The 13,661-nt window shown below is 68.2% G+C and carries 12 protein-coding genes; 8 read left to right on the top strand and 4 right to left on the bottom strand.

The window, feature by feature from the left end; translation table 11 throughout:
- The first annotated feature begins 2 nt into the window (after positions 1-2).
- The gene (gene marP / locus A5747_RS14680; RefSeq protein ID WP_142245593.1) at positions 3-1,196 is read left to right on the top strand and encodes an acid resistance serine protease MarP; all 1,194 of its coding nucleotides are present in this window, start codon (positions 3-5) and stop codon (positions 1,194-1,196) included.
- Here the strand turns inward: marP and A5747_RS14685 are convergent.
- Both A5747_RS14685 and A5747_RS14690 read right to left on the bottom strand, forming a co-directional pair.
- Positions 1,189-2,142 (bottom strand): alpha/beta fold hydrolase, encoded by a 954-nt coding sequence (locus tag A5747_RS14685; RefSeq protein ID WP_076125365.1) that lies wholly within the window; start codon positions 2,140-2,142, stop codon positions 1,189-1,191. The two genes, marP and A5747_RS14685, sit on opposite strands and share 8 nt — an antisense overlap.
- Positions 2,143-2,700: a phage holin family protein gene (locus tag A5747_RS14690; protein WP_076125366.1), complete on the bottom strand. Its 558-nt coding sequence runs from the start codon at positions 2,698-2,700 to the stop codon at positions 2,143-2,145. It lies immediately after the preceding gene.
- A 126-nt stretch (positions 2,701-2,826) separates the two neighbouring features.
- Between A5747_RS14690 and A5747_RS14695 the strand changes: the two genes are divergently transcribed.
- A complete protein-coding gene (locus tag A5747_RS14695) occupies positions 2,827-3,525 on the top strand; it encodes a peptidase (RefSeq protein ID WP_076125368.1) in 699 nt (232 codons plus the stop codon).
- Between the two features lies 1 nt (position 3,526).
- Here the strand turns inward: A5747_RS14695 and acs are convergent, their stop codons facing one another.
- Positions 3,527-5,479, bottom strand: coding sequence for an acetate--CoA ligase (gene acs / locus A5747_RS14700; protein ID WP_076125370.1), 1,953 nt, complete (start codon positions 5,477-5,479; stop codon positions 3,527-3,529).
- Between the two features lie 116 nt (positions 5,480-5,595).
- Here acs and A5747_RS14705 point away from each other — a divergent pair, with 116 nt between their 5' ends.
- Genes A5747_RS14705 through A5747_RS14730 form a run of 6 tightly spaced genes read left to right on the top strand, consistent with a single transcriptional unit; the run spans position 5,596 to position 12,008 of the window.
- Positions 5,596-6,150 (top strand): DUF4232 domain-containing protein, encoded by a 555-nt coding sequence (locus tag A5747_RS14705; protein WP_083667444.1) that lies wholly within the window; start codon positions 5,596-5,598, stop codon positions 6,148-6,150.
- A 29-nt stretch (positions 6,151-6,179) separates the two neighbouring features.
- Positions 6,180-7,832 (top strand): ABC transporter substrate-binding protein, encoded by a 1,653-nt coding sequence (locus A5747_RS14710; RefSeq protein ID WP_076125374.1) that lies wholly within the window; start codon positions 6,180-6,182, stop codon positions 7,830-7,832.
- A 1-nt stretch (position 7,833) separates the two neighbouring features.
- On the top strand, positions 7,834-8,760 hold the full coding sequence (locus A5747_RS14715) for an ABC transporter permease (RefSeq protein WP_076125376.1): 927 nt from the start codon (positions 7,834-7,836) through the stop codon (positions 8,758-8,760).
- Complete coding sequence (locus A5747_RS14720) at positions 8,753-9,628, top strand: ABC transporter permease (protein ID WP_076125378.1); 876 nt, start codon at positions 8,753-8,755, stop codon at positions 9,626-9,628. Before A5747_RS14715 ends, A5747_RS14720 begins: the two co-directional genes overlap by 8 nt.
- The gene (locus tag A5747_RS14725; protein WP_076125380.1) at positions 9,625-11,226 is read left to right on the top strand and encodes an ABC transporter ATP-binding protein; all 1,602 of its coding nucleotides are present in this window, start codon (positions 9,625-9,627) and stop codon (positions 11,224-11,226) included. Before A5747_RS14720 ends, A5747_RS14725 begins: the two co-directional genes overlap by 4 nt.
- An 11-nt stretch (positions 11,227-11,237) precedes the next feature.
- Positions 11,238-12,008 carry an oxidoreductase gene (locus A5747_RS14730; protein ID WP_076125467.1) on the top strand — a complete coding sequence of 257 codons (771 nt, stop codon included), beginning with the start codon at positions 11,238-11,240 and terminating at the stop codon, positions 12,006-12,008.
- Between the two features lie 484 nt (positions 12,009-12,492).
- On the opposite strand, the gene A5747_RS14740 is transcribed toward A5747_RS14730, so the two are convergent.
- Entirely contained in the window at positions 12,493-13,356 is an 864-nt protein-coding gene (locus A5747_RS14740) for an HAD-IB family hydrolase (protein ID WP_076125381.1), read from the bottom strand.
- Between the last annotated feature and the right edge of the window lie 305 nt (positions 13,357-13,661).

Here is a 13,661-nt window from a genome sequence, read left to right on the forward strand (position 1 = left end):
CGATGACGCCTTCGCAGTGGCTGGATATCGCGGTCCTGGCGGTCGCGTTCATCGCGGCCATCTCGGGCTGGCGGTCGGGCGCGCTGGGCTCGCTGCTGTCGTTCGTCGGGGTGCTGCTCGGCGCGATCGCGGGGGTGCTGCTGGCGCCGCACATCGTCAGCCACATCGCCGCCCCGCGCGCGAAACTGTTCACCGCGCTGTTCCTGATCCTCGCGCTGGTCGTCGTCGGGGAGGTCGCCGGTGTCGTGCTGGGACGCGCGGTGCGCGGCGCGATCCGCAGCCGCGCAATCCGATCCGTCGACTCGGTCATCGGGGTGGGGGTTCAGCTCGTCGTCGTGCTGACCGCGGCCTGGCTTTTGGCGACGCCGCTGACGCAGTCGAAGGACCAGCCCGAGCTGGCCGCCGCGGTCCGCGGTTCGCGGGTGCTCGCCAAGGTCAACGAGGTCGCGCCGCCCTGGCTCAAGACCGTGCCCAAGCGGCTCTCGGCGCTGCTGAACACCTCGGGGCTGCCCGCGGTGCTGGAGCCGTTCAGCCGCACCCCGGTCATTCCGGTCGCGTCGCCGGACCCGGCGCTGGCCAACAATCCGGTCGTGCAAGCCACGGCGGCGAGCGTCGTGAAGGTGCGCAGCCTGGCGCCCAGCTGCCAAAAAGTGTTGGAGGGCAGTGGATTCGTGATCTCGCCCGATCGGGTGATGACGAACGCGCACGTGGTGGCCGGGTCCAGCAGCGTGCAGATCTACGCCAGCGGCAACCCGTTGGACGCCACGGTGGTGTCCTATGACCCGTCGGTCGACATCGCCATCCTGTCCGTACGCAACCTGCCGCCGCCGCCGCTGGCCTTCGCCGAAGGCGAGGCGAAGACCGGTACCGACGTGGTGGTGATGGGTTATCCGGGCGGCGGCAACTTCACCGCCACCCCGGCCAGGATTCGGGAGAACATCAAACTCAGCGGCCCCGACATCTACCGCGACCCGCAGCCCGTCACCCGCGACGTGTACACCATCAGAGCCAATGTGGAGCAAGGCAATTCGGGTGGGCCGTTGATCGACCTGAACGGTCACGTGCTCGGTGTGGTGTTCGGCGCGGCCGTCGACGACCCCGACACCGGCTTCGTGCTGACGGCCAGCGAGGTGGCCGGTCAGCTGGCGCGGATCGGCGACACCGCTCAGGTCGCCACGGGTTCCTGCGTCAGCTGACCACGTGCTCGAGGAACCTCATCAGATGCCTGTTGATCTCCTCGGGCGCCTCTTCGTGGCTGAAATGTCCTGCGCCGCTGACGGATACGTAGCGACCCTGCGGCGCGTAGCGCCGGCTGTGGTCGACGGGGTCGGCCAGCACGTAGGGATCCTCGTCGCCGCGCAGGTGTAGCAGCGGAACGCCGAGCTGCCCCGACATCGATCTCATGAATCGCCGGCCTTCGGCCCGCAGCTGGCTGCGCACCGCCCAGCGTTGGTACTCCAATGCGCAGTGCGCGGCGCCGGGAATCTGGATCGCCGTCCGCAAATAACCGACGGTTTGCGAGAAGTCTTCGGACGCAACCCATTTGGCTGAGCTGCGGCTGCGGACCAGGCGCTCGATCTCCGCGCCGTTGTCCCGGGTCAGCCGGCGCTCGGGCCAGATCGGCAGCTGGTAGCGCAGCAGGGTCTGCAGCAGCGCGTAGCTCTGGTCGCGGCGGGTCAGCGTGGATCGGCGCAGCGCGCTCGGATGCGGCGAGCTGATCAGCGCGATGGCACGCACCAGCCGGGAATGCAGAAGGGCGGTGGTCCAGCAGGCCAGGCCGCCGTCGGCGTGGCCGATCAGTGTCGCCGACGAATGCCCAAGGGCGCGAATGAGTCCGGCCGTGTCACCGGCGAGCGTCCAGCCGTCGTAGCCCCGGGGCGGCTTGTCGCTGCCGCCGTAGCCACGCAGGTCGACAGCGACGACCCGGGCGCCGCGCAGTCCGCGCAGCTGGTGTCGCCAGGACCACCAGAACGAACCGAAACCGTGCAGCAGCATCACCAGCGGCCGCGCCGAGGCTGGTCTAGCCGCGTCGGGGTCGGTGGGCAGCGACTCGACGACATGGAATCGGATGCCGTTGGCGTGCACGTCCAAATGGCGCCACGGCCCGTCGATGCGGGTGACCGACGGATCCGGTGCCGACATCTACCACCCCGAGGGATCTGCCGGAGCTCGGTCGGAACCGCCGTCCGGCGCGGGGAGCCTCGGTGTGGCGGCCTTGTCGTGGCCCGGCGTGAGGGCGGTGCGGGTCTCCTTGACCGATTCGATGGTCTCCCGCGGTCCCCGGATTCGGCGGACCTTCAGGAAACCCAGCAGGGCTAGGATCGCGCCGACGACGACCATGATCGCGAACACGATCAGGAAGGCCACCCAGCGCCACAGCCAGTTGTCGAGCAGCTCGGCGAGGAAGAAGAAGAAAAAGAACGTGGAGTAGAACAACACCACCAGCGCGGCGATGAAGTAGACGCTGCCGGTCAATCCCTTCTTGACGTCGCGGGTGATCTCGGCGCGGGCCAGTTCCACCTCCGCGCGCACCAGCGTGGACACCTGAGTGGTCGCGTCCTTGATCAGATCACCGATCGACGGGTCGGCGGGCCTGGCGTGCGGGTCGGCCAGCGGAATCGTGGTCAGCGTGCTGGGCACACCGTTCTTGCGATCGTTACTCACAGACGGTCCTCTCGGTTCGCTGTCGTCGCGGTTCATGTTGCCATGCGCCGCGGTGCCAGACGAGGCCAGCCGACGACCGCCGCAGCACTGGCGGAGCCCCGGTGATCATTTAGACTGGCGCAGCTGGTCTCCGACGTTCCGATCGGCTGACGGGAGTTTCGATTGCGGACGGCACATCGGTGCTTTGTGGCGGCGCTGGTGGCCGTGCTGGTGGGTCTGCCGGGTTTGCCCGTCCGCGTCGCGGGTGCCGACGACAGGGTTCCGTTGGGTGGTGGCGCCGGGATCGTCATCAACGGCGACACGATGTGCACGCTCACCGCGATCGGCAACGACGCGGCCGGCGAGCTGATCGGCTTCACCTCCGCGCACTGCGGGGGTCCCGGCGCGCAGGTCGCCGCCGAGGCCGCGGCGGGCAGGGGCACGCTGGGGACGATGGTCGCCGGCAACGACAACCTCGATTACGCGGTGATCAAATTCGATCCGGCCAGGGTGGCGCCGGTCGCGGTGTTCAACGGGTTCGCGATCAACGGCATCGGCCCCGATCCGACGTTCGGCCAGGTCGCCTGCAAGCAGGGCCGTACGACGGGCAACTCGTGCGGCGTCACGTGGGGGATGGGCCAGACCCCGGGCACCATCGTCATGCAGGTGTGCGGCAACCCCGGTGATTCCGGGGCGCCGGTCACCGTCGACAACCTGCTGGTCGGCATGATCCACGGCGCGTTCAGCGACAACCTGCCGACGTGCATCATCAAGTACATCCCGCTGCACACCCCGGCCATCGTGATGTCGTTCAACTCGATCCTGGGCGACATCAACGCCAGGCACCGCCCCGGCGCGGGATTCGTCCCGGTGCCGGCCTGACCTACTTGGCCGCCCTGATCGCGTCGAACACGCCGGGATCGAGCAGCGTCGACGTGTCGCCCAGCTCGCGGTTTTCGGCGACGTCGCGCAGCAGCCGGCGCATGATCTTGCCGCTGCGGGTCTTCGGCAGCTCCGGCACCACGTGGATCTCGCGCGGCTTGGCGATCGGCGAGATCTCCTGCGCGACATGAGCACGCAGCTCATCGAGCGTCCCCTGGTGCGCGTCGTCGCTGTCGCACAGGACGACGAACGCGCAAATCGCCTGGCCGGTGGTCTGGTCGGTAACCCCGACCACCGCCGCCTCGGCGACACCGTCGTGGCCGACGACCGCCGACTCCACCTCGGCGGTGGAGATTCGGTGCCCCGACACGTTCATCACGTCGTCGATGCGGCCCAGCACCCAGATAGCGCCGTCGGAATCGAATCGGGCGCCATCGCCGGCGAAGTAGAAGCCCTTGTCGGCGAATTTCGACCAGTACGTCTCCCGGTACCGGTCCGGGTCGCCCCAGATGCCGCGCAGCATCCCCGGCCACGGCTGGTCCAAGACCAGGTATCCGGTGGCGTTCTGGGCGTTGTCGCTCTCGGGCCGTAGCGGGTCGCCGTGGTCGTCGACGATCTTGGCCGAGATCCCCGGCAGCGGTGTCATCGCCGAACCCGGTTTGGCCGCAGCGATTCCGGGCAGCGGCGAGATCATCGCGGCGCCCGTTTCGGTCTGCCACCAGGTGTCCACGACCGGGATTTGGTCGGCGCCGAAGACCGCGCGGTACCAGCGCCAGGCTTCCGGGTTGATCGGTTCGCCGACGGATCCCAGCAGCCGCAGGCTGGACAGGTCGTGGGCGTCGGGGATCTCGCGTCCCCACTTCATGAAGGTGCGGATCAGGGTGGGAGCGGCGTAATAGATTGTGACGCCGTATTTTTCGATGATCTGAAAATGGCGGTGCTGGTCCGGGCTGGCCGGCGTGCCCTCGTAGAGAACCTCGGTGACACCGTTGGACAGCGGGCCGTAGACGCCGTAGGTGTGTCCGGTGACCCAGCCGATGTCGGCGGTGCACCAGAAGACGTCGCGCTCGGGCTTGACGTCGAAGATGTAGTAGTGCGTGTAGGAGCACTGGGTCAGGTACCCGCCGCTGGTGTGCACGATGCCCTTGGGCTTGCCGGTGGTACCCGAGGTGTACAGCAGGAACAGCGGCTGCTCGGAGTCGAACGACTCGGGGGTGTGTTCGGGTGACGCGGGGTCGACGACGTCGTGCCACCACACGTCGCGGTCGTCGTTCCAGGACACGTCAATCCCGGTGCGGCGCACCACCAGAACCTTCTCAATCGGGCTGTCCGGATCCCCGACGGCCTCGTCGGCCGCGTCCTTGAGCGGCGCCGGCTTGCCGCGGCGAAACTGCCCGTCGCTGGTGATCAGCAGCTTGGCTTCGGCGTCGGCGATCCGGGCCCGCAGGGCCTTCGAGGTGAAACCGGCGAACACGACGCTGTGCATGACGCCCAGCCGCGCGCAGGCCAGCATCGCGATGACGGCCTCCGGGATCAACGGCAGGTAGATGGCGACCCGGTCACCGGCGACCAGCCCGAGGTCGGTCAGCGCGTTGGCGGCCTTGCACACCTCGGCCTGCAGATCGGCGTAGGTCAGGCTGCGGCTGTCGCCGACGGGCTCGCCCACCCAGTGGATGGCGACCCGATCCCCGAGGCCGGCCTCGACGTGACGATCCACGCAGTTGTAGGCGACGTTGAGTTTGCCGTCGACGAACCACTTGGCGAACGGCGCCTCCGACCAGTCCAGCACCTCGGTGAACGGCGTCGTCCAGGACAGCCGGTTGGCCTGTTCGGCCCAGAAGGCGAGCCGGTCTCGCTCCGCTTCGTGGTACAGCTCCTCGCGGGCGTTGGCCTGTTCGGCGAACTCCGCCGGTGGGGGGTAGCTGGAGGGCCCTTCGGTAGGGGTCGCGGTCACTGGCTGCTCTCCTATGGTTTCGGCTCGTCAACCGTCAGTGAGCCTAGCCCTGCGAGTTGAACCGGCGCGCTCCAATCCAATCCCAACGCATCCCCGCGTAACGCATAATCACCGATGTGCCGGGACCTGCCGGGCGGCGCCGTCGCCGAGGAGTCCCCAGCATCGTCGTGGTGGCATCGAGCTGCGCGGCCGCCACGCTGCTGGGGGCGCCCGCGTGGGCGGCGCCGGTCGAGACGGGGGACCAGCCCACGCCATGCTGGTCCGAGCAGGTCGCCGTCAGCGCCGCGCCGGCCCAGGGCGCCGTGGGTCACCGTTCGCTGGCCCTGATCTTCAGCCTCGCCGGCGGCGCAGAGCCGTGCACGCTCACCGGCTACCCCGGCGTCGACGCCGGCAATGGCGGTCCGCCCCTTCATGCCGAACCCACACCGCGCGGATACATGGGCGGATTGCCGGCCGGCGTCGATGCGCCGCAGCCCGTCACCCTGTCGTTGTCCCAACAGGGTCAGGCCATCCTGGAAGGCATGGCCGTCGACGCCGGCGGCAACCCCTGTCCTACCTATACCGACCTGGCCGTCAGCCCGCCCGACATCGTGCAGGTGTTCACCGTGCCGGCCGGCATCGACGCCTGCGCGCTGCAGATCCACCCCATCACCGTCGGTCAATCCTCTTGAAACCCCTTGTGGTGTAAGCTATCTCGCTGATGCGGTTGTCCACTAGCGCTGCCAAGTACCGGACCGCGGTGGCGACGCTGGCCGCGTGGACGCTGGTGGTCGCGGCGGGCTGCGGCGGCGGAATGCTGAGCCCCGATCTGGTGGTGGTGAATGGCGGGGAGCCGCCTTACCCGCTGATCCCGACCAGTACCAACGACAGCAACGGGGGGAGGATCATCGACCGGCTCTTCGCAGGGCTGGTGTCCTATGACGCCGCCGGACACCCGTCGAACGAGGTTGCCCAGTCGATCGAGACGACGGACAACGTCAACTACCGCATCGTCCTCAAACCGGGATGGAAGTTCACCGATGGCTCGGCGGTGACGGCCCACTCGTTCGTCGATGCTTGGAACTACGGCGCGCTGAGCACCAATGCCCAACTGCAGCAAAGCTTTTTCAGCCCGATTGACGGGTTCGACGAAGTCTCCGGTATGACCGGCGACGGAAAGGCGGCGCCGAAATCGGGGCGCACCACCATGTCCGGGCTGCAAGTGGCCAACGATCTGGAGTTCAGCGTGCGCCTCAAGGCGCCGACCATCGACTTCACCTTGCGGTTGGGCCACAGCGCGTTTTACCCGCTGCCCGACGTGGCCTTCCGCGACATGGCGGCATTCGGCCGCAACCCGATCGGCAACGGCCCGTACCGGCTCGCCGACAGCCCGGACGGGCCCGCGTGGGAGCACGACGTCAAGATCGACCTGCGGCCCAATCCCGACTATCACGGCAACCGGAAGCCCCGCAACAAAGGCCTGCGGTTCGATTTCTATGCCAATCTGGATACCGCGTACGCCGACCTGCTGTCGGGCAATCTCGATGTCCTGGACACGATTCCGCCGAGCGCGCTGCCGATCTACAAGCGCGACCTGGGCAACAACTTCACCAGCGGACCCGTCGCGGTCAAGCACAGTCTCGACACTCCGCTGCGGCTCCCGCATTTCGGCGGCGAGGAAGGGCGGTTGCGCCGGCTCGCGCTATCGGCCGCCGTCAACCGGCAGCAGATATGCCAGCAGATCTTCCTGGGGACCCGCACTCCGTCGCGCGACTTCACCGCCAGATCGTTGCCGGGTTTCGACCCCAACCTTCCGGGCAACGAGGTGCTGAACTTCGATCCCGCTCGGGCGCACCAACTTTGGGCACAGGCCAACGCGATCTCGCAGTGGAATGGGCAGTACGTGATCGCGTATAACGCCGACGCCGGGAACCAGGAATGGGTGGACGCGGTGGCCAACAGCATCAAAAATGTGCTGGGCATCGACGCGGTCGGCGCGCCCCAGCCGACCTTCGCTGGGTTCCGCACGCAGATCACCAATCACAGCATCGCGACCGCGTTCCGCGCCGCCTGGCAGGGCGACTACCCGTCCATGATCGAGTTCCTTGCCCCGCTGTTCGCCACCGGGGCGGGGTCCAACGACGTCGGTTACTCCAACCCCGAGTTCGATGCGGCACTCGCGGCCGCCGAGGCCGCTTCCACTTTGCCGCAGTCCAACGCCATGACCAACGACGCACAGCGAATCCTGTTCCACGACATGCCCGTTGTCGAGCTTTGGGACAACGTCGGCGTGGTGGGCTGGTCGATGCAGATCAGAAGCGTCGCCGTCGCCTGGAACGGCCTACCCGACTACGAGAACATCGTGAAGGGCTGATATGGGCTGGTACATCGTGCGCCGAATCGCCATCATGGTGCCGGTCTTCGTCGGCGCCACGCTGTTGATCTACGGCATGGTTTTCCTGCTGCCCGGTGATCCGGTGGCGGCGATGGCGGGAGACCGCCCGCTGACCCCGGCGGTGGCGGCGGCGCTGCGCGCCCGCTACCACCTCGACGATCCGTTCATCGTGCAGTACGTGCGCTACCTGGGTGGTGTCCTGCACGGCGATCTGGGTCGCTCGTTTTCCGGGCTGCCGGTCAGCGCCGTTCTCGCGCATGCGTTTCCGATCACGATCAGACTGGCGCTGATCGCGGTGGCGGTGGAATCGGTGCTGGGCGTCGGGTTCGGCGTCGTCGCCGGCCTGCGTCAGGGCGGAATCTTCGATGCCACGGTCCTGCTCACCGGCCTCGTCATCGTCGCGATACCGATATTCGTCCTCGGCTTCCTCGCACAATTCGTGTTCGGCGTCCGGCTCGGGATAGCGCCCGTGACGGTGGGCGAGCGGGCGACATTCGCGCGCTTGCTGCTGCCCGGAATCGTCTTGGGCTCGGTGTCGTTCGCGTATGTGGTGCGGTTGACCCGATCGGCGGTGGCCGCCAACGCCCACGCCGACTATGTGCGCACCGCGACGGCCAAGGGGTTGTCGCGACCGCGAGTGGTGACGGTGCACATCCTGCGTAACTCGCTGATCCCGGTGGTGACTTTCCTCGGCGCCGACCTGGGGTCGCTGATGGGGGGAGCCGTTGTCACCGAAGGCATCTTCAACATCCATGGTGTCGGCGGCGTGTTGTTTCAGGCCGTTACCAGGCAGGAGGCGCCGACGGTGGTGTCCATCGTGACGGTGCTGGTGCTCGTCTATTTGGTGGCCAACCTGGTGGTGGATCTGCTCTACGCCGCCCTCGACCCCCGGATCCGCTATGGCTGAACACATCCCGGTCCATCACGGCTTCTGGCGCGACACGTGGCGCACGCTGCGCCGGCGTCCGAAGTTCGTCGTCGCCGCCGCGCTGATCGTCGTCATAGTAGTGGTCGCGATCTTCCCCGAGTGGTTCACCGGAATCGATCCCACCTATGCCGATCCCAGCCAAAGCCTGCTTCCCCCGTCGGGCGCGCACCGGTTCGGCACCGACTTGCAGGGCCACGACATCTACGCGCGCACCGTTTACGGGGCGCGGGCCTCGGTGATGGTGGGACTGGGGGCCACCCTGCTTGTCTTTCTCGTCGGAGGGGCCCTGGGCGCGCTGGCCGGCTTCTACGGCGGCTGGATCGATGCGGTGGTCTCGCGGATCAGCGACATCTTCTTCGGGCTGCCCCTGCTGCTCGCCGCCATCGTGCTCATGGGTGTCTTGCACCACCGCCGGGTGTGGACGGTGATCGTCATCCTGGCCGTGTTCGGCTGGCCGCAGGTGGCCAGGATCGCGCGCGGCGCGGTGCTGCAGGCGCGGTCAAGCGATTATGTTCTGGCGGCGAAGGCCTTGGGGCTGAGCGACTTCCAGATCCTGCTCCGGCATGCGCTGCCCAATGCGTTGGGCCCCGTTTTCGCGGTGGCCACCCTTGCCTTCGGCGTCTTCATCGTCACCGAGGCCTCGCTGTCCTACCTCGGCGTCGGATTGCCGACCTCGGTGGTGTCCTGGGGTGGGGACATCAACCTGGCGCAGAGCCGGCTGCGGTCCGGCTCGCCGATCCTGTTCTATCCGGCCGGCGCGCTGGCGATTACGGTGCTGGCGTTCATGATGATGGGTGACGCGCTGCGCGACGCACTCGATCCGGCCTCGCGGGCGGTGCGCGCATGAACGAAGCACCACTGTTGTCGGTCGAGGGCCTGGAGGTCACGTTCGGCGACCACGCCGCATTGTGTGGAGTCGACCTGACGGTGGCGCGCGGGCAGACGGTCGCGGTGGTGGGCGAATCCGGATCCGGCAAATCCACCACGGCCGCCGCCGTTCTCGGCCTGCTTCCGCCGGGCGGGCGAATCACGGCCGGGCGCATCATGTTCGACGGGCGCGACGTCACCTCGACCGATCGCCGGGTGCTCCGCTCGATCCGTGGGCGCTCCATCGGATACGTGCCGCAAGATCCGATGACCAACCTCAACCCGGTCTGGAAGGTGGGCTTTCAGATCCGGGAAGCGTTGCGGGCCAACGCGAATGGCCGCGAGGCGCGCCGACGAGCGCTGGAACTGCTCGCCGAGGCCGGCGTGCCCGAGCCGGCGAAGCTGGCCGGCCGCTACCCGCATCAGCTGTCCGGCGGCATGTGTCAACGCGCGCTGATCGCCATCGGCTTGGCCGGCCGGCCGCAGCTGCTCATCGCCGACGAGCCGACCTCGGCTCTGGACGTGACCGTGCAGCGGCAGGTGCTCGACCATCTGCAGCGCCTCACCGACGAGCTGGGCACCGCGCTGCTGCTGATCACTCACGACCTCGCGCTGGCCGCCGAACGCGCCGAGCGTGTGGTCGTCGTCCATCGCGGAGTCGTGGTGGAATCGGGTGCGGCACAGGCCATCCTGCAGGACCCGCGGCACGAGTACACCCGGCGGTTGGTGGCCGCGGCCCCGTCGCTCACGGCCCGCAGCCCCCGCAGCCGGCCCGCGGCTGGCGAGCACATCCTGGCGGCTTCCGAGCTGACCAAGGTCTACCGGGAGTCGCGTGGCGCACCGTGGCGGCGGACCGAGTTTCGCGCCGTCGACGACGTGTCGTTCCGCCTGCGACGGGCCAGCACCCTGGCGATCGTCGGGGAGTCGGGCTCGGGCAAATCGACGGTGGCGCGGATGGTGCTTGGCCTGCTGCAACCCACGTCGGGTTCGGTGGTGTTCGACGGCACCAGTGTCGACACACTGGACCGGGACGCGGCGATGGCCTTTCGCCGGCGGGTGCAGCCGGTGTTCCAGAACCCTTACAGCAGCCTGGATCCCATGTATTCGGTGTTTCGCACCATCGAGGAGCCGTTGCGGATCCACCGCGTGGGCGACCGCGGGCAGCGCCGTCGGGCGGTGCACGAGCTCCTCGACCAGGTGGCCCTCCCGTCGTCGGTGCTGGGGCGGCTGCCCCGCGAGCTGTCCGGCGGTCAACGGCAACGGGTCGCGATCGCGCGGGCGCTGGCGCTGCGGCCCGAGGTGCTGGTGTGCGACGAGGCGGTCTCGGCGCTCGACGTCCTGGTGCAGGCCCAAATCCTCGAATTGCTGGCCCAGCTGCAGGCCGAACTCGGCCTGGCCTACCTGTTCATCAGCCACGACCTGGCGGTCATCCGGCAGATCGCCGACGACGTCCTGGTGATGAGGGCGGGCCGGGTGGTGGAGCGGGCACCCACCGAGGAACTGTTCGCTCGGCCGGGTCACGAGTACACCCGCCAGTTGCTGGAGGCCATTCCGTGCGCGCCGGCGCCGCCCGGCTAGGTTGGCAACCTGTGACGGCTGACCCGCTGGCCCCGCTCATGGAGCTCCCCGGCGTCGCCGAGGCCAGCGACCGGGCCCGCGACGCGCTGGGCCGGGCCCACCGCCACCCGGCAAATCTGCGGCGTTGGCCGGTGACCGCCGCCGAGGCGGCGTTGCGGTCGGCGCGCGCCTCGTCGGTGCTCGACGGCGGGCCCGTGCGGCTGGAGGATCTGGCTGCGGCCGCCCCGGACGGGCCGGCGGCGGGTGATCCGGTGTTCGGCGGAGCGCTGCGGGTGGCCCAGGCGCTGGAGGGCGGCGGGGGTGCGCTCGTCGGCGTGTGGGAGCGAGCGCCGCTGCAAGCGCTGGCCCGGTTGCACATGCTGGCGGCCGCGGACCTGGTGGACGACGATCGGCTGGGTCGCCCGCGCGCCGACGGCGAGGTCGGACCCCGGCTGGAGCTGCTGGCGGATTTGGTGACCGGCCGGACGCGCGCGCCCGCGCCGGTGGTCGCCGCGGTCGCACACGGAGAGCTGCTGACGCTGAAGCCGTTCGGCAGCGCGGACGGCGTGGTGGCCCGTGCGGTGTCGAGGCTGGTGACGATCGCGAGCGGCCTGGATCCCCACGGACTCGGTGTGCCCGAGGTGAGTTGGATGCGCCAGCCGGCGGACTACCGCGGGGCCGCGCAGCGGTTCGCCGACGGCACGCCGGAGGGGGTGGGCGCTTGGCTGGTGCTGTGTTGCCGGGCGATGCAGGCCGGCGCGCAGGAGGCGTTGTCGATCGCCGAATCGCTGCCGAATCGATAGCTTCCAATCGGTAGCCAAAGGACGGCAAAACGGCGGTGGATAATTCGTCCGAATAAATGTAGAGCGGGCGACGTCCCGAAATATTCGGTCCGCCGCCCGCTAGCACGGAACCCGGTTACCAAGCGTGCATATCTGGGCTGCGTGGGTGGCCTCGGCGATCTTGCGACGCTTCCGGCTGCAACCCCACCCAAAGGGCCGTCGACACCATCCGCTTTTCGCAATTACGCAGGCCCGCAACACTTCTGCCATTATCGCGGCTATGACTCCGCGTGGGTGCCGGGTACCGTGCTGGGCGCCCGGATCGGGAGATCGAACCTTCTCTTCCGGATCGACCTAGGCCTCACCGGGCTTCCGTGGTTCCATTTGTACTACTGGAGCCTTAGCACAGCAAGGCCCAATTCCGCGAATGTTGCGAAGTGACACCGGACGGGGTCCTCGAGGTGTTTGCTGTCGGGCCGCCGGCGCGCATCGCGGGCGGGGCACCTCAGCGCTCGAACGCGAAGCGGCGCAACAACGAGTAGGTAACTGCCCCGGCGGCCAGCGCGCTGATTCCCACCGCGGCGGTGGTTGCGATCGCCGCGCCCGACGGCGCCGGAATTCGGTCCCGCAGGGACACCGGCCGGGAAAACATCAGCACGGGCCAACCGCGGTCGGTGGCTTCTTTTCGCAGCCCGCGGTCGGGGTTGACCACACTCGGGTGGCCGACGACCTCGAGCATCGGCAGGTCGGTGATCGAGTCGGAATAGGCGTAGCAGTGCTCGAGCGGGTAGCCCTCGCGGGCGGCGAGCTCGCGGATCGCCTGAACCTTGCCCTCGCCGTAGCAGTAGAACGCCACCTCGCCGGTGTACTTGCCGTCCTCGACAACCATCCGCGTCGCCATCGCATGGGTGGCGCCCAGGGCCCGCGCGATCGGCGCGACGATTTCCTCCCCGGAGGCCGAGACCACCACGACGTCGCGGCCGCACAACTTGTGGGCCGCGATCAGGTCGGCGGCCTCCGCGAACACCAGGGGAGTCACGATGTCGTGCAGCGTTTCGTTGACGATCGACTTGACCTGAGCCACGTCCCATCCGGTGCACATGTTGGCCAAGTGGGTGCGCATCCGGTCCATCTGGTCATGATCGGCACCGGAGAGCAGAAATATGAACTGGGCGTAGCTGGACTTGAGCACGGCGCGCCGGTTGAGCAGTCCCTGATTGAAGAACGGTTTGCTGAACGCCAGTGTGCTGGACTTGGCGATGATCGTCTTGTCGAGGTCGAAGAAGGCGGCCGTGCGGGCGTGGGCGGCGGTGGTCGCCGACGTTTGCGGTGAAGTTTGCTGCTGCGCGGCCGGGTCGAAGACGGTCACCGGCCTAGCATATGTCGGCGGTCCGACCGGGCGGCGGCCTTGCATCCAAATCGGCGCTTCGTCGACGTGTGGCGGGCGGGACCGCCGGTGTTTTTGCGGCTCAACGTGTTTTTTCGGATAGAAGAAGCTATTGCGTTAATGCGCACTGTCATGTGTATAGTAAGCAGTACTCGGCCTGAGCCGAGGGTGTATCAGCCCGACCCCCCGGGGCTGATACACGACGACCCTCGCCTCCTCCCCCCCTGGCGGGGGTCGTCCCTTTTCTGGGGTAAAGAATTCGGTCGTTCCGCGCGATTGGCGCGACC

Origin of the sequence: Mycobacterium sp. IS-836 (genome assembly GCF_001954275.1) — a bacterium.
Classification (GTDB): Bacteria; Actinomycetota; Actinomycetes; order Mycobacteriales; family Mycobacteriaceae; genus Mycobacterium.

What these genes read in the sequence shown, in the direction of transcription:
- A5747_RS14720 (WP_076125378.1), top strand. Translation starts at nt 8,753, where the DNA reads ATGGCTGAACACATCCCGGTCCATCACGGCTTCTGGCGCGACACGTGG.
- A5747_RS14685 (WP_076125365.1), bottom strand. Translation starts at nt 2,142, where the DNA reads ATGTCGGCACCGGATCCGTCGGTCACCCGCATCGACGGGCCGTGGCGC.
- A5747_RS14710 (WP_076125374.1), top strand. Translation starts at nt 6,180, where the DNA reads ATGCGGTTGTCCACTAGCGCTGCCAAGTACCGGACCGCGGTGGCGACG.
- A5747_RS14715 (WP_076125376.1), top strand. Translation starts at nt 7,834, where the DNA reads ATGGGCTGGTACATCGTGCGCCGAATCGCCATCATGGTGCCGGTCTTC.
- A5747_RS14690 (WP_076125366.1), bottom strand. Translation starts at nt 2,700, where the DNA reads ATGAACCGCGACGACAGCGAACCGAGAGGACCGTCTGTGAGTAACGAT.
- A5747_RS14725 (WP_076125380.1), top strand. Translation starts at nt 9,625, where the DNA reads ATGAACGAAGCACCACTGTTGTCGGTCGAGGGCCTGGAGGTCACGTTC.
- marP (WP_142245593.1), top strand. Translation starts at nt 3, where the DNA reads ATGACGCCTTCGCAGTGGCTGGATATCGCGGTCCTGGCGGTCGCGTTC.